Genomic DNA, 25,210 nt, shown 5'->3' with positions numbered 1-25,210 from the left:
GTTAATCCGAAAATGGTCGGGGCTCCAGGGTCAATCGCTGAGGCTTTGCACTCGAACCCGCGCGGTGCCGCTGTGCAGCATCCCCAGTTGTCCGGCAGCATCGCGTGACAAGTCGATCAAGCGGCCGCGGACATGCGGCCCACGGTCGTTGATACGTACCACCACGGTCTTGTCGTTACTCAGGTTGGTGACTTTCACTCGTGTGCCGAACGGCAGTTGGCGATGAGCAGCGGTCAGGGCGTGCTGGTTAAAGGGCTCGCCACTGGCGGTACGTTTGCCCTGATGCTTGGCACCGTAAAAGGACGCGCCGCCCGTTTCGTCATAGCCGCGCGGATCGATGTCATGGCTGGCACAACCGGCCAGCAGAGAGAGCAGGGCACAAGCGCTAAAAAGACGCTTCATAGGGGGATCCCGATTTAGATGTGGTAAGGGGGCTTGCCCCCGTTCGACCGCGTTACGGTCGCAAAATCCGCAAATGCATTCCTTCTGAGAGAATGCGGTTGCAGATGATGGGTCCGCGTCGCAGACCAACGGGGACAAGCCCCCTCGCCACAAGGGTTGCGCCAGGCTTTAAGCCTGACATCGAACCCATTGACCGCTATCAGCCTTCGAGCTTGCTTTTCAGCAGTTCGTTGACCTGCTGCGGGTTGGCTTTGCCTTTCGAGGCTTTCATCGCCTGACCGACGAAGAAGCCGAACATCTTGGCGCGTTTGGCTTCATCAGCCGCGCGGTATTGTTCGACCTGTTCGGCGTTGGCCGCGAGCATCTCGTCGAGCACTTTGGAGATTTCGCCGCTGTCGGTCACTTGCTTCAGGCCGCGCTTCTCGATGATCTCGTCCGCGCTACCTTCGCCGTTGGCCATGCCTTCGAAGACCATCTTGGCGATTTTGCCGGAGATAGTGTTGTCCGTGATGCGCAGCAGCATACCGCCCAACTGCTCGGCTGACACCGGCGCTTCATCGATTTCCAGGCCCTGTTTGTTCAACAGGCTGCCCAGCTCGACCATGACCCAGTTGGCCGCCAGTTTGGCGTCGCCACCGATGCTCACGACTTTCTCGAAGTAATCCGCTTGCTCACGGCTTGAAGCCAACACGCTGGCGTCGTAGACCGACAGACCGAACTGCTCCTGGAAGCGCTCACGTTTCTGCGGTGGCAATTCCGGCAAGGTGGCGCGGATGTCGGCGAGGAACGAATCCTCGATGACCACCGGCAACAAGTCCGGATCGGGGAAGTAACGGTAGTCGTTGGCTTCCTCTTTGCTGCGCATGGCGCGGGTTTCGTCTTTGTTCGGATCGTACAGACGGGTCTGCTGAATGACCTTGCCGCCATCTTCGATCAGCTCGATCTGGCGACGCACTTCAGTGTTGATCGCCTTTTCGATGAAGCGGAACGAGTTGACGTTCTTGATCTCGCAGCGCGTGCCGAACTCAACCTGGCCTTTGGGGCGGATCGAGACGTTGCAGTCGCAACGCAGCGAACCTTCGGCCATGTTGCCGTCGCAGATACCCAAGTAACGCACCAGCGCGTGGACTGCCTTGACGTAAGCCACGGCTTCCTTGGCGCTGCGCATGTCCGGCTCGGAGACGATCTCCAGCAGCGGCGTGCCAGCGCGGTTCAGGTCGATGCCGGTGGCACCGTTGAACTCTTCATGCAGGCTCTTGCCGGCGTCTTCTTCCAAATGCGCGCGGGTGATGCCGACGCGTTTGACCGTGCCGTCTTCCAGCGGGATGTCCAAATGGCCTTTGCCGACGATCGGCAACTCCATCTGGCTGATCTGGTAGCCCTTGGGCAGATCCGGGTAGAAGTAGTTTTTGCGGGCGAACACGTTGTGCTGGCCGATCTCGGCATCAATGGCCAGGCCGAACTTGACCGCCATGCGCACCGCTTCCTGGTTCAGCACCGGCAGTACCCCGGGCATGCCCAGGTCTACCAGGCTGGCCTGGGTGTTGGGCTCGGAGCCAAACGTGGTGGCGCTACCGGAGAAAATCTTCGATTGGGTGGCGAGCTGGGTATGAATCTCCAGCCCGATCACGACTTCCCATTGCATGTGTTTCTCCTCAGAAGCCTGTTGGGGTGCGCGTGTGCCAGTCGGTGTTCAGCTGGTACTGATGCGCAACGTTGAGCAGGCGGCCTTCCTGGAAATACGGGGCGAGCAATTGCACGCCGACCGGCAAGCCATCGACAAAACCGGCTGGCATGGACAAGCCCGGCAGACCGGCGAGGTTGGCGGTGATGGTGTAGACGTCTTCCAGATACGCAGCGACCGGATCGTCGTTCTTGGTGCCGATTTTCCAGGCCGGGTTAGGCGTGGTTGGGCCGAGGATGATGTCGACCTCATTAAAGGCTGCCATGAAGTCGTTCTTGATCAGACGACGGATCTTTTGCGCCTTCAGGTAGTAGGCGTCGTAGTAACCGGCCGACAGCGCGTAGGCACCGACCATGATCCGGCGCTGTACTTCAGGGCCGAAACCTTCACCGCGCGAACGCTTGTACAGGTCGGTCAGGTCTTTCGGGTCTTCGCAGCGATAGCCGAAACGTACACCGTCAAAGCGCGACAGGTTGGAGGACGCCTCTGCCGGAGCGATCACGTAGTACGCAGGGATCGCGTGCTGCATGTTCGGCAGGCTGATTTCTTTGATCACCGCGCCGAGCTTTTCCAGCTCTTTGACACTGTTGTGGATCAGCTCGGCGATGCGCGGGTCGAGACCGGCGCTGAAGTATTCTTTCGGCACGCCGATACGCAGGCCTTTCAGCGAACCGTTAAGGCTGGCGCTGTAGTCCGGCACGGGCTCGTCGATGCTGGTGGAGTCCTGTGGGTCGAAGCCGGCCATGCCTTGCAGCATGATTGCGCAGTCTTCAGCGGTGCGCGCCAACGGGCCACCCTGATCGAGGCTGGAGGCGTAAGCGATCATGCCCCAGCGCGAAACGCGACCGTAGGTCGGTTTCAGGCCGGTGAGGTTGGTCAGTGCCGCCGGTTGGCGAATCGAGCCGCCAGTGTCGGTGCCGGTTGCCGCTGGCAACAGGCGAGCAGCCACTGCGGCGGCCGAACCACCGGACGAACCGCCGGGTACGTGTTCGAGGTTCCACGGGTTTTTCACAGCGCCGTAGTAGCTCGATTCGTTGGCCGAACCCATGGCAAATTCGTCCATGTTGGTCTTGCCCAGGGTCACAGCCCCGGCAGCGGCCAGCTTGGCAACTACAGTAGCGTCGTACGGCGCCTTGAAGTTGTCGAGCATCTTCGAGCCGCAGCTGGTGCGAATGCCCAGGGTGCAGAACAAGTCTTTATGGGCGATCGGCGCGCCGAGCAGGGCGCCGCTCTCACCGTTCGCGCGGCGTACGTCAGCGGCCTTGGCCTGCGTGAGCGCGAGATCTTCGGTGAGGCTGATGAAACTGTTGAGCTGAGGATCGAGCTGGGCGATACGCGCCAGCAGAACTTTGGTCAGCTCTTCGGAGGAAAACTTTTTGTCGGCGAGTCCGCGGGCGATCTCGGCCAGAGTCAATTGATGCATTGCAGGCTCTTTCCCTTTAGTCGATGACTTTCGGAACCAGATACAGGCCGTTTTCGACCGCTGGTGCGATGGACTGATAGGCCTCGCGATGATTGGACTCAGTCACGACGTCTGCGCGCAGGCGTTGGCTGGCTTCCAGTGGGTGGGCCAGAGGCTCGATACCGTCGGTATTCACAGCCTGCATTTCATCGACCAGGCCGAGAATACTGTTCAGGGCGGAGGTAATATGTGGAAGATCGGCATCATTAAGGCCAAGGCAGGCCAAATGAGCGATTTTTTCCACGTCGGAGCGTTCAAGCGCCATGGGATTCTCCAGTGGAAAACAGAACGGATGCTGTCCGTGTGTTAGATTGTCGGAACACTACCGCATTTCTACGGTCATAAGGCCGCGATTGTGGGGGTTGGTGCACAGAAAAGCGGTCAATTTAACATATTGGCGCCTTGCCCAAAATCCCTGTCGTTGTTAGAGTTTGCCGCACTTTTTTACCCACGCGTTGCCTAGGGTCCTTTCCCCATGTTCAAGAAACTGCGTGGCATGTTTTCCAGCGATCTTTCCATTGACCTGGGCACTGCCAACACCCTTATTTACGTGCGCGAGCGCGGTATCGTCCTGAATGAACCATCGGTTGTGGCCATTCGGACGCACGGTAATCAGAAAAGTGTCGTTGCCGTCGGCACCGAGGCCAAGCGCATGCTCGGCCGTACACCAGGTAATATTGCTGCCATTCGTCCGATGAAGGACGGCGTGATCGCCGACTTCAGCGTCTGCGAAAAGATGCTGCAGTACTTTATCAACAAAGTTCACGAAAACAGCTTTCTGCAACCTAGCCCTCGCGTGCTGATCTGCGTTCCATGCAAATCCACCCAGGTTGAGCGTCGTGCCATCCGTGAATCGGCGCTCGGTGCCGGTGCCCGTGAAGTGTTCCTGATCGAAGAACCAATGGCTGCTGCCATCGGTGCCGGTCTGCCGGTTGAAGAAGCTCGCGGTTCGATGGTCGTCGATATCGGTGGTGGTACCACCGAAATCGCGCTGATCTCCCTGAACGGCGTGGTTTACGCTGAATCCGTACGGGTTGGCGGCGACCGCTTCGACGAAGCGATCATCACTTATGTGCGTCGTAACTACGGCAGCCTGATCGGTGAGTCCACTGCAGAGCGCATCAAGCAGGAAATCGGTACTGCCTACCCGGGCGGCGAAGTCCGTGAAGTCGACGTTCGCGGCCGTAACCTGGCTGAAGGCGTTCCACGTGCATTTACCCTGAACTCCAATGAAGTGCTGGAAGCTCTGCAAGAGTCCCTGGCAACCATCGTTCAGGCTGTGAAAAGCGCTCTGGAGCAATCGCCTCCGGAACTGGCTTCCGATATCGCCGAGCGTGGTCTGGTACTGACCGGTGGTGGCGCCTTGCTGCGTGACCTGGACAAACTGCTGGCCCAGGAAACCGGTCTGCCGGTGATCGTCGCCGAAGATCCGTTGACCTGCGTTGCTCGCGGCGGTGGCCGTGCATTGGAAATGATGGATAAGCACACCATGGATCTGCTCTCCAGCGAGTAATTTCGCGGGATGCATCTATGCTGTTCCGCTCACAGGCAGCACTTTGCAGTGCTGCCTGTTGGCGTTTATCTTCTGTCAATCTGCTCCAGGCCGGTTTGATGCCGTATGAATAACGAGAACATTTGCCTGGGAGGAGCGGCTTATTAAACCGCTTTTCACCAAAGGCCCCTCACTGGGCGTGCGCTTGTTGGTGCTGGTCGTGCTATCGGTCGCGCTGATGGTGGTCGATGCCCGCTTCACACTGCTCAAGCCAGTGCGTAGCCAAATGTCGCTGGTGCTGATGCAGTCTTACTGGATCACTGACCTGCCGCAGCGGCTATGGCAAGGTGTTGCCAGTCAATTTGGCAGCCGCACCGAACTGGTCGCCGAAAACGAAAAACTCAAGACCGAAAATCTGCTGTTACAAGGCCGCATGCAAAAGCTGGCTGCCTTGACCGAGCAGAACGTTCGGCTGCGCGAGTTGCTCAACTCTTCCGCGCTGGTCAACGAGAAGGTCGAAGTGGCTGAGTTGATCGGCATGGACCCCAATCCGTTCACCCATCGCATCATCATCAACAAAGGTGAGCGCGACGGTGTGGTTCTCGGCCAACCGGTGCTCGATGCCCGTGGGTTGATGGGCCAGGTGGTCGAGTTGATGCCATACACTTCTCGTGTACTGCTGTTGACCGACACCACCCACAGTATCCCCGTCCAGGTGAACCGTAACGGCCTGCGGGCCATCGCCAGCGGTACCGGTAATCCGGAACGTCTGGAGTTGCGCCATGTAGCGGACACGGCGGACATCAAGGAAGGCGACCTGCTGGTCAGCTCCGGCCTCGGTCAGCGTTTCCCTGCGGGCTACCCGGTGGCGACGGTCAAGGAAGTGATTCATGACTCCGGCCAGCCATTCGCAATTGTTCGGGCAGTTCCGACCGCCGCTCTGAACCGTAGTCGTTATCTGTTGTTGGTGTTCAGCGATAACCGTACCGCCGAAGAGCGCGCCAACGCCGCCGCACAGGCTCAGGAAACGCAAGATCAGCAAAGCGGTGCAGCTCCGATAATTCCGGCAACCGTTCCCAAACTTGTCACGCCGCCGCCAGCCGCCGCCGTAGCTCCGGCTGCTGCAACGCCAGCGCCTGCTACCGTGCCAGCCAAACCGGTTGCTCATACCCGCTCGCGTCCCGTTAAACCGGCTACCCCGGCAGTGGCGAAACCACCTGCTGCGGCTCCGGCGACCACCACTCGGGAGAGGCAGTAATGGTAGGTACTTATTCGCGCAATGGCTGGATGGTCTGGCTGACCTTCGCCATTGGCCTGTTACTCAGCGTTTCACCGCTGCCGCAGTTCATGGAGATTCTCCGTCCACTGTGGCTGGCGCTGCTGTTGGCGTTCTGGGCCCTGGCGCTGCCGCACAAGGTCGGTATGGTCACGGCCTGGTGTCTCGGTCTGGCGGAAGACGTGCTGTACGGCACGTTGCTTGGGCAGAACGCCTTGATTCTGACCTTGATCACTTTCCTGGTGCTGTCATTGCAGCAGCGCTTGCGCATGTTCCCGATGTGGCAGCAAAGTCTGGTCATACTGGTGATTTTCGGCTTGGCCCAGCTGGTTCAGCTGTGGCTGAGTGCTCTGACGGGTAACCGCCAGCCGACTCTGGCGCTGGTATTGCCAGCATTGGTCAGTGCTTTGCTCTGGCCGTGGGTCAGCTTCGGTTTGCGTGGGTTGAGTCGCCGCTACAAAATCAATTGATCCGGTCAGGCTTAGGGTCTGTTGACGTTGGCATCGCAACGCGGTTCGTCACCAAACGTCAACAGACCCTACCCACACCTCGACAGGGAGATGTCTTGATGTATCCGCTCTATCTAGCCTCTGGCTCACCACGCCGACGTGAACTGCTGACGCAGATCGGCGTGCCTTTTTCCGCCATCAGCGCGGACATCGATGAAACGCCTCTGATTGATGAATCCCCCGCGGCCTATGTCGAGCGTCTGGCGCGTGGCAAGGCCGAAGCCGGGCACGCAGTGCTGGCAGTCAGCGAATCCGGCGCACCGATTTGTGTTTTGGGTGCCGACACCGCCGTGGTGCTCGATGGGCAGATTCTCGGTAAGCCGGTTGATGAAGCAGATGCCTTGGCTATGCTCATGACCCTCTCCGACCGTGAACATGAAGTCCTGACCGCGATAGCCGTGCTTGATGGCCAGCGTTGTGAATCGCGCGTGGTCCGAAGCCTGGTGCGTTTTCGGCCGATCAGCCGTGAAGAGGCGGCTGCCTACTGGGCCAGCGGCGAGCCGCAGGATAAGGCCGGTGGTTACGGGATTCAGGGGTTGGGGGCGGTGTTTGTCGCGGGGCTCAATGGCAGTTATTCAGCGGTCGTTGGCCTGCCTGTGTGCGAAACCGCAGAACTGCTCGGCCATTTCGGCATACCCTGTTGGCAAAACCTTACAGTGCGCTAAGCGCCGTACCTGACTGACGCGGCCATTATCGTGAATATGCCTGAGCGAGACCCTGCCATGAGTGAAGAGATTCTGATCAACATCACGCCGATGGAATCGCGCGTGGCGGTGGTTGAAAACGGTGTTTTGCAAGAGGTTCATGTCGAACGTACCCAGAAGCGCGGGATCGTCGGCAATATCTATAAAGGCAAAGTGGTCCGGGTTCTGCCGGGTATGCAGGCGGCGTTCGTCGATATCGGTCTGGACCGCGCAGCATTTATTCACGCTTCGGAAATCTCCATGCGTGAAGGCCCCGCAGTGGAAAGCATCAGCGCCCTGGTCCATGAAGGGCAGAGCCTTGTCGTGCAAGTCACCAAGGATCCGATCGGTTCCAAGGGCGCACGCTTGACCACTCAGTTGTCGATTCCGTCGCGTTATCTGGTGTACATGCCGCGCACCGCCCACGTCGGCATTTCCCTGAAAATCGAAGACGAAGCCGAGCGCGAGCGTCTCAAGCAGGTGGTCAGCGACTGCGTGGCTAAGGAAGGCATCAAGGAAGCCGGTGGTTTCATTCTGCGTACGGCCGCTGAAGGCGCCGGGGCCGATGAGATTCTGATGGACATCCGCTACCTGCGAAGACTGTGGGATCAGATCGCGGAGCAGATCAAGACCATCAGTGCGCCGAGCGTCATTTATGAAGATCTGGGCCTGGCCTTGCGCACCTTGCGCGACCTGGTCAGCCCAAAGATTGAGAAAATTCGCATCGATTCCCGGGAAACCTTCCAGAAAACCACGCAGTTTGTCGCCGAACTGATGCCGGAAATCGCTGACCGCCTGGAACACTATCCGGGAGAGCGGCCGATTTTTGATCTGTACGGTGTCGAAGACGAGATCCAGAAGGCTCTGGAGCGCAAAGTGCCGCTCAAATCCGGCGGCTATCTGGTGGTCGATCCGGCGGAAGCCATGAGCACCATCGACGTCAATACCGGGGCTTTTGTCGGCCATCGCAACCTCGAAGAGACGATCTTCAAGACCAACCTCGAGGCCGCGACAGCGATCGCCCGTCAACTGCGCCTGCGCAATCTTGGCGGGATCATCATCATCGACTTCATTGACATGGAAGATGAAGAGCACCAGCGTCAGGTGTTGCGCACACTGGAGAAGCAGCTGGAGCGTGATCACGCCAAGACCAACATTATCGGCATTACCGAGTTGGGCCTGGTGCAGATGACCCGCAAGCGTACCCGCGAAAGCCTTGAGCAGGTGCTGTGTGAACCGTGCAGCAGTTGTCAGGGCCGCGGCAAGTTGAAGACTCCGGAAACAGTGTGCTATGAAATTTTCCGCGAGATCCTGCGCGAGGCCAGGGCTTACGAGGCCGTGGGCTATAGAGTGCTGGCCAATCAAAAAGTGGTTGATCGGTTACTCGACGAAGAGTCAGGTAACGTTGCGGAGCTGGAAGGGTTTATCGGACGGACCATCCGTTTTCAGGTCGAAACCATGTACTCCCAGGAACAATATGACGTGGTGCTGCTCTGAATCGGCGTGCTTTACTTTTATTGGAAGCGGCTGGCTTCAGCGTTTGCATGACTATCGCCATGGGAGCCACCTGACATGGAGCGTCTGATACGCTTTTTCATTGCTCTGATTCGCTGGGGTTTGGGACTTTGCGCGTTGTTGTTGGTGTTGACTGCGCTGTATGTCAGCCTTGGTCGCGAATTCATTCCGCTGGTCGCCGAGTATCGCGGTGATGTCGAGACCAAGGCCCGCGAAGCGACGGATATGCCATTGAGCATCGGCAGCCTCGAAGGCAGCTGGAGCGGTCTGGCGCCGATTCTGCTGGCCCACGATGTGATGGTCGGCGAGGGCGCCAATGCTTTGCGCCTGGATCATGTGCGGGTAGTGCCGGATGTCTGGGCCAGCCTGCTGGCTCGCGAAATCCGTATTGCTCATCTGGAACTCAATGGCCTGAAACTGAGCTTGAAGGAAGACCAGGATGGCCATTGGGCACTTGAAGGGTTGCCGGTTCATCAGGGGCAGCCCGTCGATCCCGAGCAACTGCTCAATCGCATGCAAATGGTTTCTCAGCTGTCGGTGCTGGACAGCCAGGTCACTTTGCAGCCGTTCAATGAAACCCCGCTGACCCTGACGTATGTTGGCCTGAACCTTAAAACCAGCGCGACCCGCCAGCGTCTCGATGCCCGCTTGACCCTGCCTGATGGTCAACCCCTGGCCCTGAGCCTGCGCACTCGTCTGGGTGCCAGCCAATGGCGCGATGCTGAAACGGATGCTTACCTGAGCCTGCCGCAAAGCGATTGGGCGCGCTGGTTGCCGGTGCGGTTGACCCAACAATGGAAGTTTTCCGAGCTCAAGGCCGGTGGCGAGTTTTGGCTGAGCTGGAGCAAGGGCACTGTGCAAAGCGCTGTCGCCCGCCTCAATGCTCCGCAATTGAAAGGCGCCTACGCCGAGCGTAAACCGCTGAAGATTGAGAATCTGGCGCTCAACGCCTATTTCCAGCGCAGCGGCGAAGGCTTCAACGTACTCCTCGATTCGTTGGCCATGAACCTCGGCGAAACCCGCTGGGAGTCGCATGTGCAGCTCCAGCAGTTCGCCGCGACTGATAAAGCCCAAGAGCGCTGGCATGTCCAGGCTGATCGCCTTGATCTCACCTCGATCACGCCGGTGCTGGATGCCTTGGTACCGATTCCGGCCAATGTCGCGGTGGTGATCGACAACCTTAAGGTCACTGGCACCCTGCGCAACGTCCTGCTCGACTACCGTCCGCAGGCGACCGACGACCAGCGCGTCAGCTTCGCCGCTAATCTTGAACGGGTGGGTTTCAACGCCTATCACGGCGCCCCGGCGGCTCGAAATGTCACAGGTAGCATCAGTGGCGACCTTGGTCAGGGCGAGCTGCGTATGGACAGCAAGGACTTTTCCCTGCACCTGGACCCAATCTTCGTCAAGCCCTGGCAGTACATCCAGGCCAATGCACGCCTGACCTGGAAGCTCGACAAAGAAGGCTTCACGCTGATCGCACCGTACCTGAAAGTACTCGGCGAAGAGGGCAAGATTGCTGGCGACTTCCTGATCCGTCTGCACTTCGATCACACCCAGGAAGATTACCTGGATCTGCGGGTCGGCCTGGTCGACGGCGACGGTCGTTACACCGCCAAATACCTGCCTGCGGCCCTCAGCCCGGCCCTGGATGAGTGGTTACGCACGGCAATTCTCAAAGGCGCGGTGGACGAAGGTTTCTTCCAGTACCAAGGCTCGCTGAACCACGGCGCCGTCGATGCAGCACGCAGCATCAGCCTGTTCTTCAAGGTTCACGACGCCGAGCTGGCGTTCCAGCCAGGTTGGCCACACGTCAGCAAGGTCAGTGGTGAAGTGTTCGTCGAAGACAGCGGCGTAAGGATTCTGGCCAGCAAGGGCCAATTGCTCGACACCCATGTTCGTGATGTCTACGTCAATATTCCCCATGTACCTTCCGGTCAAACCAGTCGTCTGTTCCTTGATGGTGAGTTCGCGGGTGGCCTGGGCGATGGTTTGAAAATTCTGCAAGAAGCGCCGATAGGCACCGCCTCAACCTTTGCCGGTTGGCAGGGTGACGGTGATTTGCAGGGCAAGTTGAAACTGGATATTCCTCTGGCCAAAGGCGAGTTGCCGAAAATTCTGGTGGATTTCAAGACCGCCAAGGCTCGGCTGAAGCTGAGCGAACCAGAGCTTGAACTTAGTCAGCTCAAGGGCGATTTCCGCTTTGACAGCAGCAAAGGGTTGAGTGCTCAGGGCATCACTGCGCAGGCGTTCGACCGGCCGATTACCGCGCAGATTTTTGCCGACGGCAAAGCGGGCAGCCTCAACACTCGTGTCGTCGCCAAGGGCCAGGTGGCGGTGAAGAAACTCACCGACTGGCTGAAATTCAACCAGTCGCTACCCATTTCCGGCGACGTGCCTTATCAGTTGCAGCTGAAGCTCGACGGCTCCGACAGCCAGCTAATGGTCAATTCCAGCCTCAAGGGCGTTGTGGTGGATCTGCCTGCGCCTTTCGGCATGCGAGCCAGTGAAGGCCGCGACACCGTATTTCGTATGACTCTGCAAGGGCCTGAGCGGCGTTATTGGGTCACCTACGGCGACCTCGCCAACTTCACCTTCGCAGCGCCCAGCGGCAACATTGCCGATGGGCGGGGCGAGCTGGTTCTGGGTGTCGGCGATGCAGTGTTGCCGGATGCCAAAGGCTTGCGTGTGCGAGGCTTGCTGTCCGAGCTGGATATAGAACCCTGGAAAGCCTTGGTCGATCGCTATGCAGGGCAAGACCCCGGCGGTAGCGCCAAGCAACTGCTGAGCAGTGCCGACTTCCAGGTGGGCAAGCTCATCGGGTTTGGCAGCACCCTCGATAAGGTCTCGCTGCAGTTGAATCGCAAACAGGCCGCCTGGGCGTTGCAGATCGATAGCCAACAAGCCAAAGGCAGTGTCGGGATACCCGATGCCAAGGCCGCGCCGGTGGCGATCAATCTGCAATATGTGCGTTTGCCTGCGGTAGATCCGACTGTTCAGGCCGACGAAAACTCTCCAGACCCTCTGGTGTCAGTCGATCCTACGAAAATTCTGGCGCTGGATATCTCAATAGGCCAGTTGTTCCAGGGCAATGATCTAATCGGCGCCTGGTCGCTCAAGGTGCGTCCTACTGCTAAAGGTATCGCACTCAACAGCCTTGATCTGGGCCTCAAGGGCATGGTATTGCAGGGCACCGGCGGCTGGGAAGGCCGTCCAGGGGCTAGTAGCAGTTGGTACAAGGGCCGGCTGGGCGGCAAGAATCTTGCGGATGTGCTGAAGGGCTGGGGTTTTGCTCCCACCGTGACCAGCGAAGATTTCCATATGGATGTGGACGGTCGTTGGCCCGGCTCTCCGGCCTGGGTCGGGCTCAAGCGCTTCTCCGGCAGCCTCGATGCAACGTTGCGAAAAGGTCAGTTCGTTGAAGTAGAGGGCGGTGCACAGGCCCTGCGGGTGTTTGGCCTGCTCAACTTCAACTCGATTGGTCGGCGTCTGCGCCTGGATTTCTCTGACTTGTTCGGAAAAGGCTTGAGTTACGACCGGGTAAAAGGCCTGTTGGTGGCTAGTAACGGTGTGTACGTAACGCGTGAACCGATCATGCTGACCGGACCATCGAGCAATCTGGAGATCAATGGCACGTTGGATCTGGTTGCCGACCGTGTCGATGCCAAGCTGTTTGTGACGTTGCCGCTGACCAACAACCTGCCGATCGCCGCCTTGATCGTCGGTGCGCCGGCGATTGGCGGGGCATTGTTCCTGATCGACAAACTGATCGGTGACAGCGTGGCGCGTTTTGCCAGTGTGAAATACAACGTCAAAGGTCCGTGGAAGGACCCGAAAATCACCTTCGACAAGCCTTTTTGAAAAACCACGCCGGGGGCTATGGGAGTAGCATGACCCCATGCGTTTTTGTAGCAGTTGCCGCTAGGCTACGTCCGGTCGCGAAGCGGTCGTAAAATCTGACACTGCGATTCTTCTGGTTAACCGCGCGCACCGGATTTGCGACTGCTACGCCCGAACGCGGACCGAGCCTGACGCAGACTTCGCCAGCTGCTACAGGGTTTTGCAGAGCCTGCATCGGGTGTGCAGAACCAACCGAAAAAAGGAATACGCCATGTCTCTTGCGGTGATTCAAATGGTCAGCCAGAGCGATATTCTGGCCAATCTGGCCCAAGCCCGGCGCTTGCTGGAGCAAGCCGCGGCTGGCGGTGCCCAGCTTGCGGTGCTGCCAGAAAACTTTGCTGCCATGGGCCGCCGGGATATCGCCGACATTGGGCGCGCCGAAGCCATGGGTGACGGCCCGATCCTGCCCTGGTTGAAACAGACCGCCCGCGACCTCACCTTATGGATAGTGGCTGGCACATTGCCGTTGCCGCCCAAGAATCAACCCAACGGTAAGGTCAACGCCTGCTCCTTGTTGATCGACGAACATGGCGAGACGGTGGCGCGTTACGACAAACTGCATTTGTTCGATGTGGATGTTGCCGACAATCGCGGTCGATATCGCGAGTCGGATGACTATGCTCATGGAGACACTGTAGTGGTTGCGGACACGCCAGTCGGCCGAGTGGGCCTGACGGTGTGCTACGACTTGCGTTTCCCGGAGTTGTACAGTGAGTTACGCGCAGCGGGTGCTGAATTGATCACCGCACCCTCTGCATTTACCGCGGTGACCGGTGCGGCTCATTGGGACGTGCTGATTCGCGCACGGGCAATCGAGACCCAGTGTTATGTGTTGGCGGCCGCCCAGGGTGGGACCCACCCGGGACCGCGAGAAACTTTTGGCCACGCCGCGATTATTGACCCTTGGGGGCGTGTGCTGGCTGAACAGGATCAAGGCGAGGCCGTGCTGCTGGCCGAACGCGATAGCAGCGAACAGGCGTCCATCAGGGCGCGGATGCCGGTGGCGAGCCATCGGCGCTTTTTCTCGCAGGGCGCGCAGCGACCTGCCTCAGAACGATGAATTTAAGGCGCAAAGCATATGAGCGAGTTGTTGTCCTCAGTCAGTGAACACCTTTTAGCGCCCGGTGGCGTGACCATCGAAAGCCTGCAAGCAGTGCTTGGCGATCTGGCCGGGCCGGGCATCGATGCCGCCGACCTGTATTTCCAGGGGCAGATTTCCGAGTCCTGGGCGCTGGAAGACGGCATCGTCAAGGAAGGTAGCTTCAATCTTGATCAAGGCGTCGGCGTGCGCGCGCAGTCGGGCGAGAAGACCGGTTTTGCTTACAGCAATGCCATTACCCTCGAAGCCCTGGGTCTGGCCGCCCGTGCCGCCCGCTCGATCTCCCGTGCCGGGCAGAATGGCACCGTGCAGGCATTCACCACCCAGGATGTCGCCCAGCTGTATGCTCCGGATAACCCGCTGGAAGTCATCAGCCGCGCCGAAAAGGTCGAGCTGCTCAAGCGCATCGATGCCGCGACCCGGGCACTGGATTCGCGCATTCAACAAGTCACCGTGAGCATGGCCGGGGTCTGGGAACGGATTCTGGTAGCGTCCACCGACGGCAGCCTGGCGGCGGATGTGCGTCCCTTGGTGCGTTTCAATGTCAGCGTCATCGTCGAGCAGAATGGTCGCCGCGAACGCGGTGGTCACGGCGGTGGCGGCCGTACCGATTACCGTTATTTCCTGGGAGAGGACCGCGCCATGGGTTATGCCCGTGAGGCGTTGCGTCAGGCGCTGGTCAATCTCGAAGCGATTCCGGCACCCGCCGGTACTTTTCCGGTGGTCCTCGGTTCCGGCTGGTCTGGCGTACTGCTGCATGAAGCGGTAGGTCACGGTCTGGAAGGTGACTTCAACCGTAAAGGCAGTTCGGCTTACAGCGGCCGCATGGGCGAAATGGTTGCCTCCAAGCTCTGTACCATCGTCGACGACGGCACGCTGGCTGGTCGCCGTGGCTCCTTGAGCATCGACGACGAAGGTACTCCGACCGAGTGCACCACGTTGATCGAGAATGGTGTGCTCAAAGGTTATATGCAGGACAAGCTCAATGCCCGCCTGATGGGCGTGGCCCGCACTGGCAACGGTCGTCGTGAGTCTTACGCGCACCTGCCGATGCCGCGCATGACCAACACCTACATGCTCGCTGGCGAAAGCGATCCGGCAGAAATCATTGCCTCGGTGAAAAGGGGTATCTACTGCGCCAACCTCGGCGGCGGTCAGGTGGACATCACCAGTGGCAAATTCGTGTTCTCCACCAGCGAGGCCTATCTGATCGAAGACGGCAAGATCACCGCGCCGGTCAAAGGCGCGACACTGATCGGCAATGGCCCGGAAGCCATGAGCAAAGTGTCGATGGTTGGTAACGATCTGGCGCTGGACAGCGGGGTAGGGACGTGTGGCAAGGACGGGCAGTCGGTGCCGGTGGGTGTCGGCCAGCCAACGTTGAAAATTGATGCGATCACCGTGGGTGGCACGGGCGCTTGAGAGGGAGCCTTGGGTGGGCGAACCGCAATGCGGTGCAACCCACCCGGGGTCGAAAACTAACGCAGACCGCGTTGTGTCTCGTCCAGCTCACGGATGTACTTGAAGATTTTTCGGCTGGCAGCAGGTGGCTTGCTTTGCGCAAGTTCATGCTGGGCCTGACGGATCAAGGAGCGCATTTGCTGGCGATCCGCGTCCGGGTAGTCGATGACGAACTTCTCCAGGACGCCGTCATCGCCCGCGATCAAACGATCGCGCCAGCGTTCCAGGCCGTGGAAACGTTCGTTGTACTGCCGAGTGGAGGCATCGAGTTGATCAAGCAACATCAGAATGGCGTCAGTGTCCTGATCGCGCATCAGTTTGCCGATGAACATGAGGTGCCGTTTACGCGCGATATTCGCGGTGTGCTTGGGCGCATCGTTCAGAGCCCGGCGCAAGGCGTCGGTCAATGGCAGTTTTGCCAGCAAGTCAGGCTTGAGTGTTGTAAGGCGCTCGCCAAGATCAACCAGAGCATGCAGCTCACGTTTGACCTGGGATTTGCTTTTCTCCCCATCGAGGGAGTCGTCGTAAGAATCAACCATGGTGGCAGTCCGCAAAGAAACGCCGCCATGATAACCAGTCGGGGGCCGCTTGTCCGGCCCGGTCGCTCGAAGGCCTTAACCGAAAGCAGAATTTGAGTGGAGAACACCATGAGTGCAGCAGAAAGCGTCGGCCCAAAGGCTTTGCCGGCACTGCAAGAGCAAGTCGAGCAGATCATCGCTGAGGCCAAGCGCCAGGGCGCCAGCGCCTGCGAAGTCGCGGTATCTCTGGAACAGGGCCTGTCGACCTCGGTCCGCCAGCGGGAAGTCGAAACCGTTGAGTTCAACCGTGACCAGGGCTTTGGCATCACCTTGTATGTAGGCCAACGCAAAGGATCGGCCAGCACCTCGGCCAGCGGTCCGGAGGCGATTCGCGAAACCGTCGCCGCTGCTCTGGCCATTGCCAAGCACACCTCCGAAGACGAAAGCTCAGGTCTGGCCGATGCCGCCTTGATGGCCAAGGATTTGCCGGATTTCGACCTGTTCCACGCTTGGGACATCACTCCGGAGCAAGCCATCGAACAGGCATTGGCCTGTGAAGCGGCGGCGTTTGCAACTGACAGCCGGATCAAGAATGCCGATGGCACGACCCTGAGTACCCATCAGGGCTGCCGCGTGTATGGCAACAGCCACGGGTTTATTGGTGGTTATGCGTCGACCCGTCACAGCCTGAGCTGCGTGATGATCGCCGAAGCCGACGGTCAGATGCAGCGCGACTATTGGTATGACGTGAATCGCCAGGGCGAATTGCTCACCGATCCGGTCACCATCGGCCAGCGTGCTGCGCAACGGGCGACTAGCCGTCTGGGCGCGCGTCCGGTTCCAACCTGCGAAGTGCCGGTGCTGTTTTCCGCAGAACTGGCGGGTGGTTTGTTTGGCAGCTTTCTCGGGGCGATCTCTGGCGGCAATCTGTACCGAAAGTCGTCGTTCCTCGAAGGTACGCTGGGTCAACGTCTGTTCCCTGAGTGGCTGACCCTGGATGAACGGCCGCACCTGATGCGCGCCCTGGGCAGCTCGGCGTTCGATGGCGACGGTCTGGCAACTTACGCCAAGCCTTTCGTCGAGAACGGTCATTTGGTTTCTTACGTGCTGGGCACTTACTCCGGTCGCAAACTGGGCATGCCAAGCACCGCCAACTCTGGTGGCGTGCATAACCTGTTCGTTACCCATGGCGACGAAGACCAAGCTGCGTTACTGCGGCGTATGGGACGCGGGCTGCTGGTCACCGAGTTGATGGGCCAGGGTTTGAACATGGTGACTGGCGACTACTCCCGTGGTGCCGCGGGTTTTTGGGTGGAAAACGGCGAGATTCAGTTCGCCGTACAAGAAGTGACCATCGCCGGCAATATGCGCGACATGTTCCAGCAGATCGTCGCGGTCGGTAATGACCTGGAAATGCGCAGCAATATTCGCACGGGTTCGGTGCTGATCGAGCGGATGACTGTGGCGGGTAGTTAAACCCTTACCGATAAACAAAAAGGCGTGCCACCCATTGAGGTGGCGCGCTTTTTTTGAGCGTTGCACAGCCCCCTGTAGGAGCGAGCTTGCTCGCGAAAGCGGTGTAACAGTCAATGCAGGATGTGCCGGAAGGCTTGGTGATCGCTTTGGTATTGGCCGGGGCGGGGATGTCGCGGGTCAAGGCGTTCTTGATCGGCGCGGCGTCAGGTTTGGTTGAGCCCGTCTTCGCACTGCTGTGTGCCTGGCTGGTGAGCCTGGCTGAAATGCTCTTGCCGCTGGGTCTGGCGTTAGCCGCGGGCGCCATGCTGCTGGTGGTGACTCATGAGGTCATCCCGGAGTCGCGGCGCCATGGCCATGACAAGCTGGCGAGTCTGGGGCTGTGTATCGGGTTCTGTCTGATGATGGTCATGGATACGGCACTCGCCTGAATGCCTCTCGGCAGGCGTGCCCTGCCGATGTTTACTCGCCTTCGTCGAAGAAGTTATTGATCAGCTTGATCAGCGCATCCAATGCTTCCTGCTCTTGCTCGCCTTCAGTGGACAGATGGATTTTAGTGCCTTTGCCGGCAGCCAGCATCATCATGGCCATGATGCTTTTGCCATCGACCATCGATTCAGGCGTGCGTCCGGCTCTGATCTGGCACGGATACTGACCTGCAACCCCAACGAACTTGGCAGACGCTCGGGCATGTAAACCCAACTTGTTGATGATTTCAATTTCCAGAGCGGGCATCGCGGTGTGGATCCTTTAGCTTAGGTCGCGGTGGCGAACCTGGACGTTCTTCAGGGACGTTTGCAGGGCCTGGCCCAGACGTTCGGTCAGGTAGACGGAGCGGTGATGCCCGCCGGTGCAGCCAATGGCGATGGTGACGTAAGCGCGGTTGCTGGCAGCGAAACGAGGTAGCCACTTCAGCAGATATGCAGAGATATCCTGGAACATTTCTTCGACGTCCGGTTGGGCGGCCAGATAGTCGGCAACCGGCTGATCCAGCCCGGACTGTTCGCGTAATTCTGGTTTCCAGTACGGATTTGGCAGGCACCGCACATCGAACACCAGGTCGGCATCGACCGGCATGCCGCGCTTGAAGCCAAACGACTCGACAAGGAACGCCGTGCCCGATTCTGGCTGGTTCAACAGACGCAGTTTGATCATATCGCGCAGTTGATACAGGTTCAGATTGGTGGTGTTGACCTTCAGATCAGCGAGGTCGGCAATCGGCCCAAGCAGGTTGGTTTCATCGTCAATGGCTTCGGCGAGCGATCGATTGGCGTTGCTCAGGGGATGGCGCCGACGGGTCTCGGAGAAGCGCTTGAGCAGGGTTTCTTCGTCGGCGTCCAGATACAGCACGTCGCATTGGATGTGCCGGCTGCGTACCTCTTCCAGAAGTTCGGGAAAACGCGACAAATGGCTGGGCAAGTTACGGGCGTCAATAGACACCGCGACTAGCGGTTGCGCCAGTTCAGTGTGAATCAACGCGCGCTCGGCCAGCTCCGGAAGCAGGCCGGCCGGCAGGTTGTCAATGCAGTAGTAGCCGTTGTCCTCCAGTACATCGAGGGCGGTGCTTTTACCTGAGCCGGAACGGCCGCTGACGATGATCAAACGCATGATTAGTGACCGTTCTGCTCGACCAGGACAACCTGATACAGGGCTTCATTGGTTGCGGCGCTGCGAAGCTTTTCGCGCACTTCCTTGCGGTCAAGCATGCTGGCAATCTGCCGGAGCAGTTCCAGGTGCGCATCGGTAGCGGCTTCCGGGACCAGCAGAACGAACAGCAGGTCAACCGGCGCACCATCGATGGCGTCAAAATCTATGGGGGCGTCCAGGTGCAGTAGCGCACTGACTGGAGACGTGCAGCCCTTGAGGCGGCAGTGGGGGATGGCGATGCCGTTGCCAAAACCGGTGGAGCCAAGTTTTTCACGGGCAATCAGACTCTCGAAGACATCTTGCATCTCCAGATCCGGCACTTCGCGGCTGATCAGGTTGGCAATTTGCTCGAGGGCGCGCTTTTTACTGCCGCCCGGCACGTTCACCAAAGAACGGCCGGGGGTCAGGATGTTTTCAAGTCGAATCATGGGTTGGGAGTGTTAACGACCTGTTGCGCCCTGGAGGACACTTTGGGTCTTTTCCTTATGCTTTTTGAGTTGGCGATCCAGCTTGTCGGTCAGCAGGTCGATCGCGGCATACATGTCTGAATGCTCAGCGTTGGCGACTACTTCTCCGCCGGGGATATGCAGCGTGGCTTCGATTTTCTGCAGCAGCTTCTCGACGTTCATCGTGACCTGCACGTTGGTGATCTTGTCGAAATGCCTTTCCAGTCGTTCGAGTTTTTCGCCGATGTAGGCGCGTAAAGGTTCGGTCACTTCCAGTTGGTGTCCACTGATGTTGACTTGCATACAGCTTCTCCTTCGTTGCCAGTGCATAAGGCGGCAGGCTGGTTTGCCTGCCACTAGGCTGTGCCCGAAAACTGCCTGTGAGTTTTCAAACACAACCTGGAACGCTGTGGCGTGGCCCGTTACATCAACCGCTTGCGTTCGCTCGAAGGCGCGATCCCAAGGGATTCGCGGTACTTGGCGACGGTGCGGCGGGCTACCTGAATGCCTTGTGCCTCCAGTAAACCAGCGATCTTGCTGTCACTCAACGGCTTTTTCTGATTTTCCGCGGCAACCAGTTTTTTGATGATCGCGCGGATCGCTGTGGACGAGCATTCACCGCCTTCAGAGGTGCTTACGTGGCTGGAGAAAAAGTACTTCAGTTCGTAGATGCCGCGTGGGGTATGCATGAATTTCTGGGTGGTGACCCGGGAAATCGTCGATTCGTGCATGCCGACCGCTTCGGCGATGTCATGCAGCACAAGCGGTTTCATCGCCTCATCGCCGTACTCGAGGAAGCCCCGTTGATGCTCGACGATCTGGGTAGCGACTTTCATCAGGGTTTCGTTGCGGCTTTGCAGGCTTTTGATGAACCAGCGCGCTTCCTGCAACTGGTTGCGCATGAAGGTGTTGTCGGCGCTGGTGTCGGCACGACGCACGAAACCGGCGTACTGCGGATTGACCCGCAGGCGCGGCACAGATTCCTGATTCAACTCCACCAGCCAGCGCTCGTTGTCCTTGCGCACGATCACGTCAGGTACGACGTATTCGGCTTCGCTGGACTCGATTTGCGAGCCTGGGCGCGGGTTGAGGCTTTGCACCAGCTCGATGATCTGCCGAAGCTCGTCTTCCTTGAGTTTCATGCGGCGCATCAGCTGGCTGTAATCACGGCTGCCAAGCAGGTCGATGAAGTCGGTGACCAGTCGTTTGGCCTCGGTCAGCCAAGGTGTTTTGGCTGGCAGCTGACGCAGTTGCAGCAACAGGCATTCGCTCAGATTGCGCGCACCGATACCGGCCGGCTCGAATTGCTGGATGCGATGCAGGACGGCTTCAATCTCGTCCAGTTCGACGTCCAGTTCCGGGTCGAAGGCTTCGAGGATTTCCTCGAGGGTCTCGTCCAGGTAGCCCTGATTGTTGATGCAATCGATCAGGGTCACGGCAATCAGGCGATCGGTGTCGGACATCGGTGCCAGGTTCAGTTGCCAGAGCAAATGACTCTGCAGGCTTTCACTAGCCGATGTGCGGGTGGTGAAGTCCCACTCGTCGTCATCGTTGCTCGGCAGGCTGCTGGCGCTAGTCTGGTAAACATCTTCCCAAGCCGTGTCGACGGGCAGCTCGTTGGGGATGCGCTCGTTCCAGTCGCCTTCCTCGAGGTTATCCACCGTCGGGGCCGTTTCCTGGTAGGAGGGTTCCTGAACATCGGTATTGGGTTTCTGCTCGACGTTGTCGGCCAGAGGGTCGGCGTTATCGAAGTCGTCGCCTTCTTCCTGGCGTTCGAGCATCGGATTGGACTCCAGTGCCTCCTGGATTTCCTGTTGCAGGTCCAGGGTCGACAATTGGAGCAGGCGGATGGCCTGTTGCAGCTGCGGTGTCATCGTCAGCTGCTGGCCCATTCTCAAGACTAGCGATGGTTTCATGGCAGGGGCTTAACACCTTATTCGCCGGCGCACATGCGCCATCCACTACAGGGCGCCTAAGCGCCAAACATAAGCAAATTATATGCCTGAAACTGAAGTGTTTGCCTAGAGCGCGGTAACAATAAAAATTTACAGGATCTTATTGCTGCTGGCGCTCTGACTATTGGCTGAACACCTGAGGGCGCGTGTTTGCCTAAAGCGCGGTAACAATAAAATTTATAGGGTTTTATTGATGCAGCCGCTCTGGCAGCTAGCCAAACACCTCAGCACTTACAGGCGGAACTCATGACCCAGGTACACTTCCTTGACCAGTTCGTTGGCCAGGATAGTGGCGGAGTCACCTTCGGCGATCAGTTGGCCGTCGTTGACGATGTAGGCGGTCTCGCAGATATCCAGGGTGTCACGGACGTTGTGGTCTGTGATCAGCACGCCGATACCCTTGGCCTTCAGGTGATAGATGATCTGCTTGATGTCACCCACCGAGATCGGGTCCACACCGGCAAAAGGCTCATCGAGCAGGATGAACTTCGGTGCGGTAGCCAGGGCTCGGGCGATTTCCACGCGACGACGTTCGCCGCCGGAGAGGCTCATGCCGAGGTTCTCGCGGATATGGTTGATGTGGAACTCCTGCAGCAGGCTTTCCAACTCCTTGCGACGCTCGGTCTTGTCGAGTTCCTTGCGAGTCTCAAGAATGGCCATGATGTTATCGGCGACCGACAGTTTGCGGAAGATCGACGCTTCCTGCGGCAGATAGCCGATACCGGCCCGTGCACGACCGTGCATCGGCTGGTGGCTGACGTCCAGATCGTCGATCAGTACACGGCCCTGATCGGCCTGGACCAGTCCGACGATCATGTAGAAACAGGTGGTCTTGCCGGCGCCGTTAGGACCGAGCAAGCCGACGATCTGACCGCTGTCGATGGACAGGCTGACGTCACGCACGACCTGACGGCTCTTGTAGCTCTTGGCCAGATGCTGAGCTTTCAGAGTTGCCATTACTGGGCCTTCTGCTCGTCAGTTTTCTTTTTCGGCTGGATCACCATGTCGATCCGCGGACGTGGCGCGGTGACGGTGTTACCGTTGGCGCGACCGGCGTTGGCGACCTGCTTGACGGTGTCGTAGATGATTTTCTCGCCTTCGGTGGTATTGCCGTCGTTGATCACTTTGGCGCGGTCAATCAGTACGATGCGGTTTTGCGCGGCATGGTACTGAATGGTCACGCCATAGGCCTGAACCGGCTTCGGATCACCGACCTTCTGCAGTTGTTCGAAATACGCCAGGTTGCCCACCGAGGTCACCACGTCGATTTCGCCTGCGTGGGTGCGAGTGATGGTCACGGTATTGCCGGTGATCTTCATCGAGCCTTGGGTGATGATGACGTCGCCTTTGTAAGTGGCAATGCCTTGCTTGTCATCCAGTTGAGCGTCGTCGGCCTGAATGCGGATGGGTTGCTGGCTATCAGTCGGCAGAGCCCAGGCGCTCACGCTTCCCAGTGCTGCGCTCAGGCTGAGCAAAATAGGGAGGGTTTTAACGAGCCTCATACTGTCCTCTTACGTTCGATAGCAGGTGCATCCTGCTTTCTTCCAAATACGCTTTCATTCCCTTGCCCGTAGTCACACCACCGGCGCCGTCGATTCTAACGGCTTGCTCGGTCTGCGCATATTGCTTCTGGGGGAATACAGTCATACGACTACTGGTAATAATCGTCGCGCGATTCTTCTCGTCAGTACGTGCAATACGTACCGAGTCAATCAGTTCTACTTCAGTGCCGTCCGGATTGACCTCTCCGCGTTCGCTCTGGACATGCCAGGGGAACGTCGTGCCGCGATACATTTGCAAGTCGGGTTTGGTCAGCAATGTCACATCGGTCGCTTTCAGGTGTTCGACCTTGTCGGAAGTCATTTCGTACTGCAACTTGCCATCGGGCAGAAACTGCACGCTGTGGGCGTTGATGGCGTAGTAGTCGATGGCGCTTTCGTCGACGACCGCCGGTAGCCTCTCCAGAAAGCGTTCCGGGCTGATATTCCAGTAGCCAACGGCCGCGAACAGAGCGGCGATGACTCCGAAAATCAAAATACTGCGAATTTTTTTGCTCAGCATAGATGGCTCTACAGGTAGGCGGCGTTGGCCGCTTCAAGACTGCCTTGGGCTCGCAGGATCAACTCGCAAAATTCACGTGCAGCCCCTTCGCCGCCGCGGGCCTGGGTAATGCCGTGCGCATGTTCACGGACGAAGCTGGCGGCGTTGGCGACCGCCATACCCAAGCCGACACGACGAATCACCGGCAGGTCGGGCAGATCGTCGCCCAGATAGGCGACTTGTTCATAGCTTAGGTTGAGTTGAGCAAGAAGCTCGTCGAGTACGACCAGTTTGTCTTCGCGGCCCTGATAAAGGTGGGGGATGCCGAGGTTTTTCGCGCGACGCTCGACCACTGGGGTCTTGCGGCCGCTGATAATGGCCGTCTGCACACCAGTGGCCATCAGCATCTTGATGCCTTGGCCGTCGAGAGTGTTGAAGGTTTTGAATTCGCTGCCGTCTTCGAGGAAGTACAGGCGGCCATCAGTCAGCACGCCGTCGACGTCGAATACCGCCAGTTTGATGTTTTTGCCGCGTTGCAGAAGGTCCGCGCTCATTACATTACTCCCGCACGCAGCAAGTCGTGCATATTCAAGGCGCCAACCGGGCGATCATCGCTATCGACCACCACCAGCGCGCTGATTTTATTGTCTTCCATTATTTTCAGGGCCTGGGCTGCGAGCATCTCTGCACGCGCGGTCTTGCCATGAGCGGTCATCACTTCATCGATGGTGGCGCTGTGGATGTCAATGGTGCGATCCAGTGTGCGGCGCAAATCGCCGTCAGTGAAGATCCCGGCCAGACGTCCGTCGGCCTCGAGAACCATTGTCATACCAAGGCCTTTGCGGGTCATTTCCATTAATGCGTCTTTCAGTAAGGTGCCGCGCGGCACTTGAGGCAGTTCCGTGCCCGAGTGCATGACATTTTCCACTTTCAGTAGCAGGCGACGACCCAAGGCACCGCCTGGATGGGAAAAGGCGAAGTCTTCAGCGGTAAAGCCCCGTGCTTCAAGCAAAGCGACCGCCAGCGCGTCCCCCATTACCAGAGCAGCAGTGGTAGAGGAAGTCGGTGCCAGGTTCAGCGGGCAGGCTTCGTGCTCGACGTGAACATTGAGATTGACCTCGGCGGCCTTGGCCAGCGCCGACTCGGGATTGCCGGTCATGCTGATCAACTGAATGCCCAGGCGCTTGATCAGTGGCAGCAGGGTGACGATTTCATTGGTAGAGCCGGAATTGGACAGCGCGAGGATGATGTCATCGCGGGTAATCATGCCCATATCGCCGTGGCTGGCTTCGGCCGGGTGTACGAAAAACGCCGTGGTACCGGTGCTGGCCAGGGTCGCGGCAATTTTATTGCCGATGTGCCCTGACTTGCCCATGCCGACCACAACCACACGGCCTTTGCTGGCCAGAATCATCTCGCAAGCGCGTACGAAATCTGCGTCGATATGGGCCAGCAAGCTTTCTACGGCTTCAATTTCGAGGCGGATGGTACGTTGTGCTGATTGAATCAGGTCGCTGGATTGGCTCATATCAGAAATCGTATACCCAGATGAAAAGGCGGCGATTATAACGGTAATGATCAATTCCCTCACATAAGTTCGTCAGACTTTGCGTGATTTGCCTGTCTTGATCCTGAACAGGCACGGCTT

24 protein-coding genes and 1 pseudogene are annotated in these 25,210 nt (G+C 58.6%); 10 read left to right on the top strand and 15 right to left on the bottom strand.

Annotated features, from left to right (window positions below; genetic code table 11):
• Positions 1-30: 30 nt before the first annotated feature.
• The 4 genes from ACZYSM_RS02675 to gatC all read right to left on the bottom strand — a co-directional run bounded on the left by ACZYSM_RS02675 (position 31) and on the right by gatC (position 3,813).
• Positions 31-402, bottom strand: coding sequence for a septal ring lytic transglycosylase RlpA family protein (locus tag ACZYSM_RS02675; protein WP_489068607.1), 372 nt, complete (start codon positions 400-402; stop codon positions 31-33).
• Between the two features lie 199 nt (positions 403-601).
• On the bottom strand, positions 602-2,047 hold the full coding sequence (gatB, locus tag ACZYSM_RS02670; protein ID WP_489068605.1) for an Asp-tRNA(Asn)/Glu-tRNA(Gln) amidotransferase subunit GatB: 1,446 nt from the start codon (positions 2,045-2,047) through the stop codon (positions 602-604).
• A gap of 10 nt (positions 2,048-2,057) precedes the next feature.
• Entirely contained in the window at positions 2,058-3,509 is a 1,452-nt protein-coding gene (gene gatA, locus ACZYSM_RS02665) for an Asp-tRNA(Asn)/Glu-tRNA(Gln) amidotransferase subunit GatA (protein ID WP_489068603.1), read from the bottom strand.
• A gap of 16 nt (positions 3,510-3,525) precedes the next feature.
• Positions 3,526-3,813, bottom strand: coding sequence for an Asp-tRNA(Asn)/Glu-tRNA(Gln) amidotransferase subunit GatC (gene gatC, locus ACZYSM_RS02660; RefSeq protein ID WP_007915356.1), 288 nt, complete (start codon positions 3,811-3,813; stop codon positions 3,526-3,528).
• A gap of 210 nt (positions 3,814-4,023) precedes the next feature.
• Between gatC and mreB the strand changes: the two genes are divergently transcribed.
• The 8 genes from mreB (at position 4,024) to tldD (ending at position 15,444) form a co-directional block, all read left to right on the top strand.
• Entirely contained in the window at positions 4,024-5,061 is a 1,038-nt protein-coding gene (gene mreB, locus ACZYSM_RS02655; RefSeq protein ID WP_002555108.1) for a rod shape-determining protein MreB, read from the top strand.
• Between the two features lie 142 nt (positions 5,062-5,203).
• Complete coding sequence (gene mreC, locus ACZYSM_RS02650) at positions 5,204-6,298, top strand: rod shape-determining protein MreC (protein WP_489068900.1); 1,095 nt, start codon at positions 5,204-5,206, stop codon at positions 6,296-6,298.
• Positions 6,298-6,786, top strand: coding sequence for a rod shape-determining protein MreD (mreD, locus tag ACZYSM_RS02645; RefSeq protein WP_489068601.1), 489 nt, complete (start codon positions 6,298-6,300; stop codon positions 6,784-6,786). The genes mreC and mreD overlap by 1 nt, the downstream gene beginning before the upstream one ends.
• A 98-nt stretch (positions 6,787-6,884) precedes the next feature.
• Positions 6,885-7,490 carry a Maf family protein gene (locus ACZYSM_RS02640; RefSeq protein ID WP_489068599.1) on the top strand — a complete coding sequence of 202 codons (606 nt, stop codon included), beginning with the start codon at positions 6,885-6,887 and terminating at the stop codon, positions 7,488-7,490.
• A 57-nt stretch (positions 7,491-7,547) separates the two neighbouring features.
• Positions 7,548-9,005, top strand: coding sequence for a ribonuclease G (rng, locus tag ACZYSM_RS02635; RefSeq protein WP_489068597.1), 1,458 nt, complete (start codon positions 7,548-7,550; stop codon positions 9,003-9,005).
• 75 nt (positions 9,006-9,080) lie between these two features.
• Complete coding sequence (locus ACZYSM_RS02630; protein ID WP_489068595.1) at positions 9,081-12,884, top strand: YhdP family protein; 3,804 nt, start codon at positions 9,081-9,083, stop codon at positions 12,882-12,884.
• A 250-nt stretch (positions 12,885-13,134) separates the two neighbouring features.
• Positions 13,135-13,983 (top strand): carbon-nitrogen hydrolase family protein, encoded by an 849-nt coding sequence (locus ACZYSM_RS02625; protein WP_489068593.1) that lies wholly within the window; start codon positions 13,135-13,137, stop codon positions 13,981-13,983.
• Between the two features lie 18 nt (positions 13,984-14,001).
• Positions 14,002-15,444 (top strand): metalloprotease TldD, encoded by a 1,443-nt coding sequence (gene tldD, locus ACZYSM_RS02620; protein ID WP_489068591.1) that lies wholly within the window; start codon positions 14,002-14,004, stop codon positions 15,442-15,444.
• A gap of 56 nt (positions 15,445-15,500) precedes the next feature.
• On the opposite strand, the gene yjgA is transcribed toward tldD, so the two are convergent.
• Positions 15,501-16,022: a ribosome biogenesis factor YjgA gene (gene yjgA, locus ACZYSM_RS02615; protein WP_489068589.1), complete on the bottom strand. Its 522-nt coding sequence runs from the start codon at positions 16,020-16,022 to the stop codon at positions 15,501-15,503.
• A gap of 108 nt (positions 16,023-16,130) precedes the next feature.
• Between yjgA and pmbA the strand changes: the two genes are divergently transcribed.
• On the top strand, positions 16,131-17,477 hold the full coding sequence (gene pmbA / locus ACZYSM_RS02610; RefSeq protein WP_489068587.1) for a metalloprotease PmbA: 1,347 nt from the start codon (positions 16,131-16,133) through the stop codon (positions 17,475-17,477).
• A 110-nt stretch (positions 17,478-17,587) separates the two neighbouring features.
• A pseudogene (locus tag ACZYSM_RS02605) lies at positions 17,588-17,905 on the top strand (ZIP family metal transporter); the annotation flags it as partial.
• A 31-nt stretch (positions 17,906-17,936) separates the two neighbouring features.
• Here the strand turns inward: ACZYSM_RS02605 and ACZYSM_RS02600 are convergent.
• From ACZYSM_RS02600 to ACZYSM_RS02555, 10 genes are all read right to left on the bottom strand, one after another.
• Complete coding sequence (locus ACZYSM_RS02600; RefSeq protein WP_489068585.1) at positions 17,937-18,209, bottom strand: HPr family phosphocarrier protein; 273 nt, start codon at positions 18,207-18,209, stop codon at positions 17,937-17,939.
• Between the two features lie 15 nt (positions 18,210-18,224).
• Positions 18,225-19,082 carry an RNase adapter RapZ gene (gene rapZ / locus ACZYSM_RS02595; RefSeq protein WP_489068583.1) on the bottom strand — a complete coding sequence of 286 codons (858 nt, stop codon included), beginning with the start codon at positions 19,080-19,082 and terminating at the stop codon, positions 18,225-18,227.
• A 2-nt stretch (positions 19,083-19,084) separates the two neighbouring features.
• Positions 19,085-19,549: a PTS IIA-like nitrogen regulatory protein PtsN gene (gene ptsN / locus ACZYSM_RS02590; protein ID WP_489068582.1), complete on the bottom strand. Its 465-nt coding sequence runs from the start codon at positions 19,547-19,549 to the stop codon at positions 19,085-19,087.
• A 12-nt stretch (positions 19,550-19,561) separates the two neighbouring features.
• Positions 19,562-19,870, bottom strand: coding sequence for a ribosome hibernation-promoting factor, HPF/YfiA family (gene hpf, locus ACZYSM_RS02585; RefSeq protein ID WP_489068580.1), 309 nt, complete (start codon positions 19,868-19,870; stop codon positions 19,562-19,564).
• A gap of 119 nt (positions 19,871-19,989) precedes the next feature.
• Positions 19,990-21,483, bottom strand: coding sequence for an RNA polymerase factor sigma-54 (locus tag ACZYSM_RS02580; RefSeq protein WP_489068578.1), 1,494 nt, complete (start codon positions 21,481-21,483; stop codon positions 19,990-19,992).
• A 270-nt stretch (positions 21,484-21,753) separates the two neighbouring features.
• The gene (gene lptB, locus ACZYSM_RS02575) at positions 21,754-22,479 is read right to left on the bottom strand and encodes an LPS export ABC transporter ATP-binding protein (RefSeq protein WP_489068576.1); all 726 of its coding nucleotides are present in this window, start codon (positions 22,477-22,479) and stop codon (positions 21,754-21,756) included.
• Complete coding sequence (gene lptA, locus ACZYSM_RS02570; RefSeq protein ID WP_489068574.1) at positions 22,479-23,024, bottom strand: lipopolysaccharide transport periplasmic protein LptA; 546 nt, start codon at positions 23,022-23,024, stop codon at positions 22,479-22,481. Before lptA ends, lptB begins: the two co-directional genes overlap by 1 nt.
• Positions 23,011-23,583: an LPS export ABC transporter periplasmic protein LptC gene (lptC, locus tag ACZYSM_RS02565; protein ID WP_489068572.1), complete on the bottom strand. Its 573-nt coding sequence runs from the start codon at positions 23,581-23,583 to the stop codon at positions 23,011-23,013. Before lptC ends, lptA begins: the two co-directional genes overlap by 14 nt.
• An 8-nt stretch (positions 23,584-23,591) precedes the next feature.
• Complete coding sequence (locus ACZYSM_RS02560; RefSeq protein ID WP_489068570.1) at positions 23,592-24,116, bottom strand: KdsC family phosphatase; 525 nt, start codon at positions 24,114-24,116, stop codon at positions 23,592-23,594.
• Positions 24,116-25,090 carry a KpsF/GutQ family sugar-phosphate isomerase gene (locus tag ACZYSM_RS02555; protein WP_489068568.1) on the bottom strand — a complete coding sequence of 325 codons (975 nt, stop codon included), beginning with the start codon at positions 25,088-25,090 and terminating at the stop codon, positions 24,116-24,118. The genes ACZYSM_RS02560 and ACZYSM_RS02555 overlap by 1 nt, the downstream gene beginning before the upstream one ends.
• Positions 25,091-25,210 lie beyond the last annotated feature (120 nt).

It is taken from the genome of Pseudomonas sp. F220, assembly GCF_057813935.1.
The sequence above is the reverse complement of the archived record's forward strand: the minus strand, read 5'-3'. Positions and strand labels throughout refer to the sequence as shown.

What these genes read in the sequence shown, in the direction of transcription:
- ACZYSM_RS02630 (WP_489068595.1), top strand. Translation starts at nt 9,081, where the DNA reads ATGGAGCGTCTGATACGCTTTTTCATTGCTCTGATTCGCTGGGGTTTG.
- pmbA (WP_489068587.1), top strand. Translation starts at nt 16,131, where the DNA reads ATGAGTGCAGCAGAAAGCGTCGGCCCAAAGGCTTTGCCGGCACTGCAA.
- gatB (WP_489068605.1), bottom strand. Translation starts at nt 2,047, where the DNA reads ATGCAATGGGAAGTCGTGATCGGGCTGGAGATTCATACCCAGCTCGCC.
- gatC (WP_007915356.1), bottom strand. Translation starts at nt 3,813, where the DNA reads ATGGCGCTTGAACGCTCCGACGTGGAAAAAATCGCTCATTTGGCCTGC.
- ACZYSM_RS02555 (WP_489068568.1), bottom strand. Translation starts at nt 25,090, where the DNA reads ATGAGCCAATCCAGCGACCTGATTCAATCAGCACAACGTACCATCCGC.
- ACZYSM_RS02675 (WP_489068607.1), bottom strand. Translation starts at nt 402, where the DNA reads ATGAAGCGTCTTTTTAGCGCTTGTGCCCTGCTCTCTCTGCTGGCCGGT.
- ptsN (WP_489068582.1), bottom strand. Translation starts at nt 19,549, where the DNA reads ATGATTCGACTTGAAAACATCCTGACCCCCGGCCGTTCTTTGGTGAAC.
- ACZYSM_RS02560 (WP_489068570.1), bottom strand. Translation starts at nt 24,116, where the DNA reads ATGAGCGCGGACCTTCTGCAACGCGGCAAAAACATCAAACTGGCGGTA.
- lptB (WP_489068576.1), bottom strand. Translation starts at nt 22,479, where the DNA reads ATGGCAACTCTGAAAGCTCAGCATCTGGCCAAGAGCTACAAGAGCCGT.
- yjgA (WP_489068589.1), bottom strand. Translation starts at nt 16,022, where the DNA reads ATGGTTGATTCTTACGACGACTCCCTCGATGGGGAGAAAAGCAAATCC.
- mreD (WP_489068601.1), top strand. Translation starts at nt 6,298, where the DNA reads ATGGTAGGTACTTATTCGCGCAATGGCTGGATGGTCTGGCTGACCTTC.
- ACZYSM_RS02625 (WP_489068593.1), top strand. Translation starts at nt 13,135, where the DNA reads ATGTCTCTTGCGGTGATTCAAATGGTCAGCCAGAGCGATATTCTGGCC.
- ACZYSM_RS02580 (WP_489068578.1), bottom strand. Translation starts at nt 21,483, where the DNA reads ATGAAACCATCGCTAGTCTTGAGAATGGGCCAGCAGCTGACGATGACA.
- gatA (WP_489068603.1), bottom strand. Translation starts at nt 3,509, where the DNA reads ATGCATCAATTGACTCTGGCCGAGATCGCCCGCGGACTCGCCGACAAA.
- tldD (WP_489068591.1), top strand. Translation starts at nt 14,002, where the DNA reads ATGAGCGAGTTGTTGTCCTCAGTCAGTGAACACCTTTTAGCGCCCGGT.
- rapZ (WP_489068583.1), bottom strand. Translation starts at nt 19,082, where the DNA reads ATGCGTTTGATCATCGTCAGCGGCCGTTCCGGCTCAGGTAAAAGCACC.
- lptC (WP_489068572.1), bottom strand. Translation starts at nt 23,583, where the DNA reads ATGCTGAGCAAAAAAATTCGCAGTATTTTGATTTTCGGAGTCATCGCC.
- hpf (WP_489068580.1), bottom strand. Translation starts at nt 19,870, where the DNA reads ATGCAAGTCAACATCAGTGGACACCAACTGGAAGTGACCGAACCTTTA.
- ACZYSM_RS02640 (WP_489068599.1), top strand. Translation starts at nt 6,885, where the DNA reads ATGTATCCGCTCTATCTAGCCTCTGGCTCACCACGCCGACGTGAACTG.
- lptA (WP_489068574.1), bottom strand. Translation starts at nt 23,024, where the DNA reads ATGAGGCTCGTTAAAACCCTCCCTATTTTGCTCAGCCTGAGCGCAGCA.
- rng (WP_489068597.1), top strand. Translation starts at nt 7,548, where the DNA reads ATGAGTGAAGAGATTCTGATCAACATCACGCCGATGGAATCGCGCGTG.
- mreB (WP_002555108.1), top strand. Translation starts at nt 4,024, where the DNA reads ATGTTCAAGAAACTGCGTGGCATGTTTTCCAGCGATCTTTCCATTGAC.
- ACZYSM_RS02600 (WP_489068585.1), bottom strand. Translation starts at nt 18,209, where the DNA reads ATGCCCGCTCTGGAAATTGAAATCATCAACAAGTTGGGTTTACATGCC.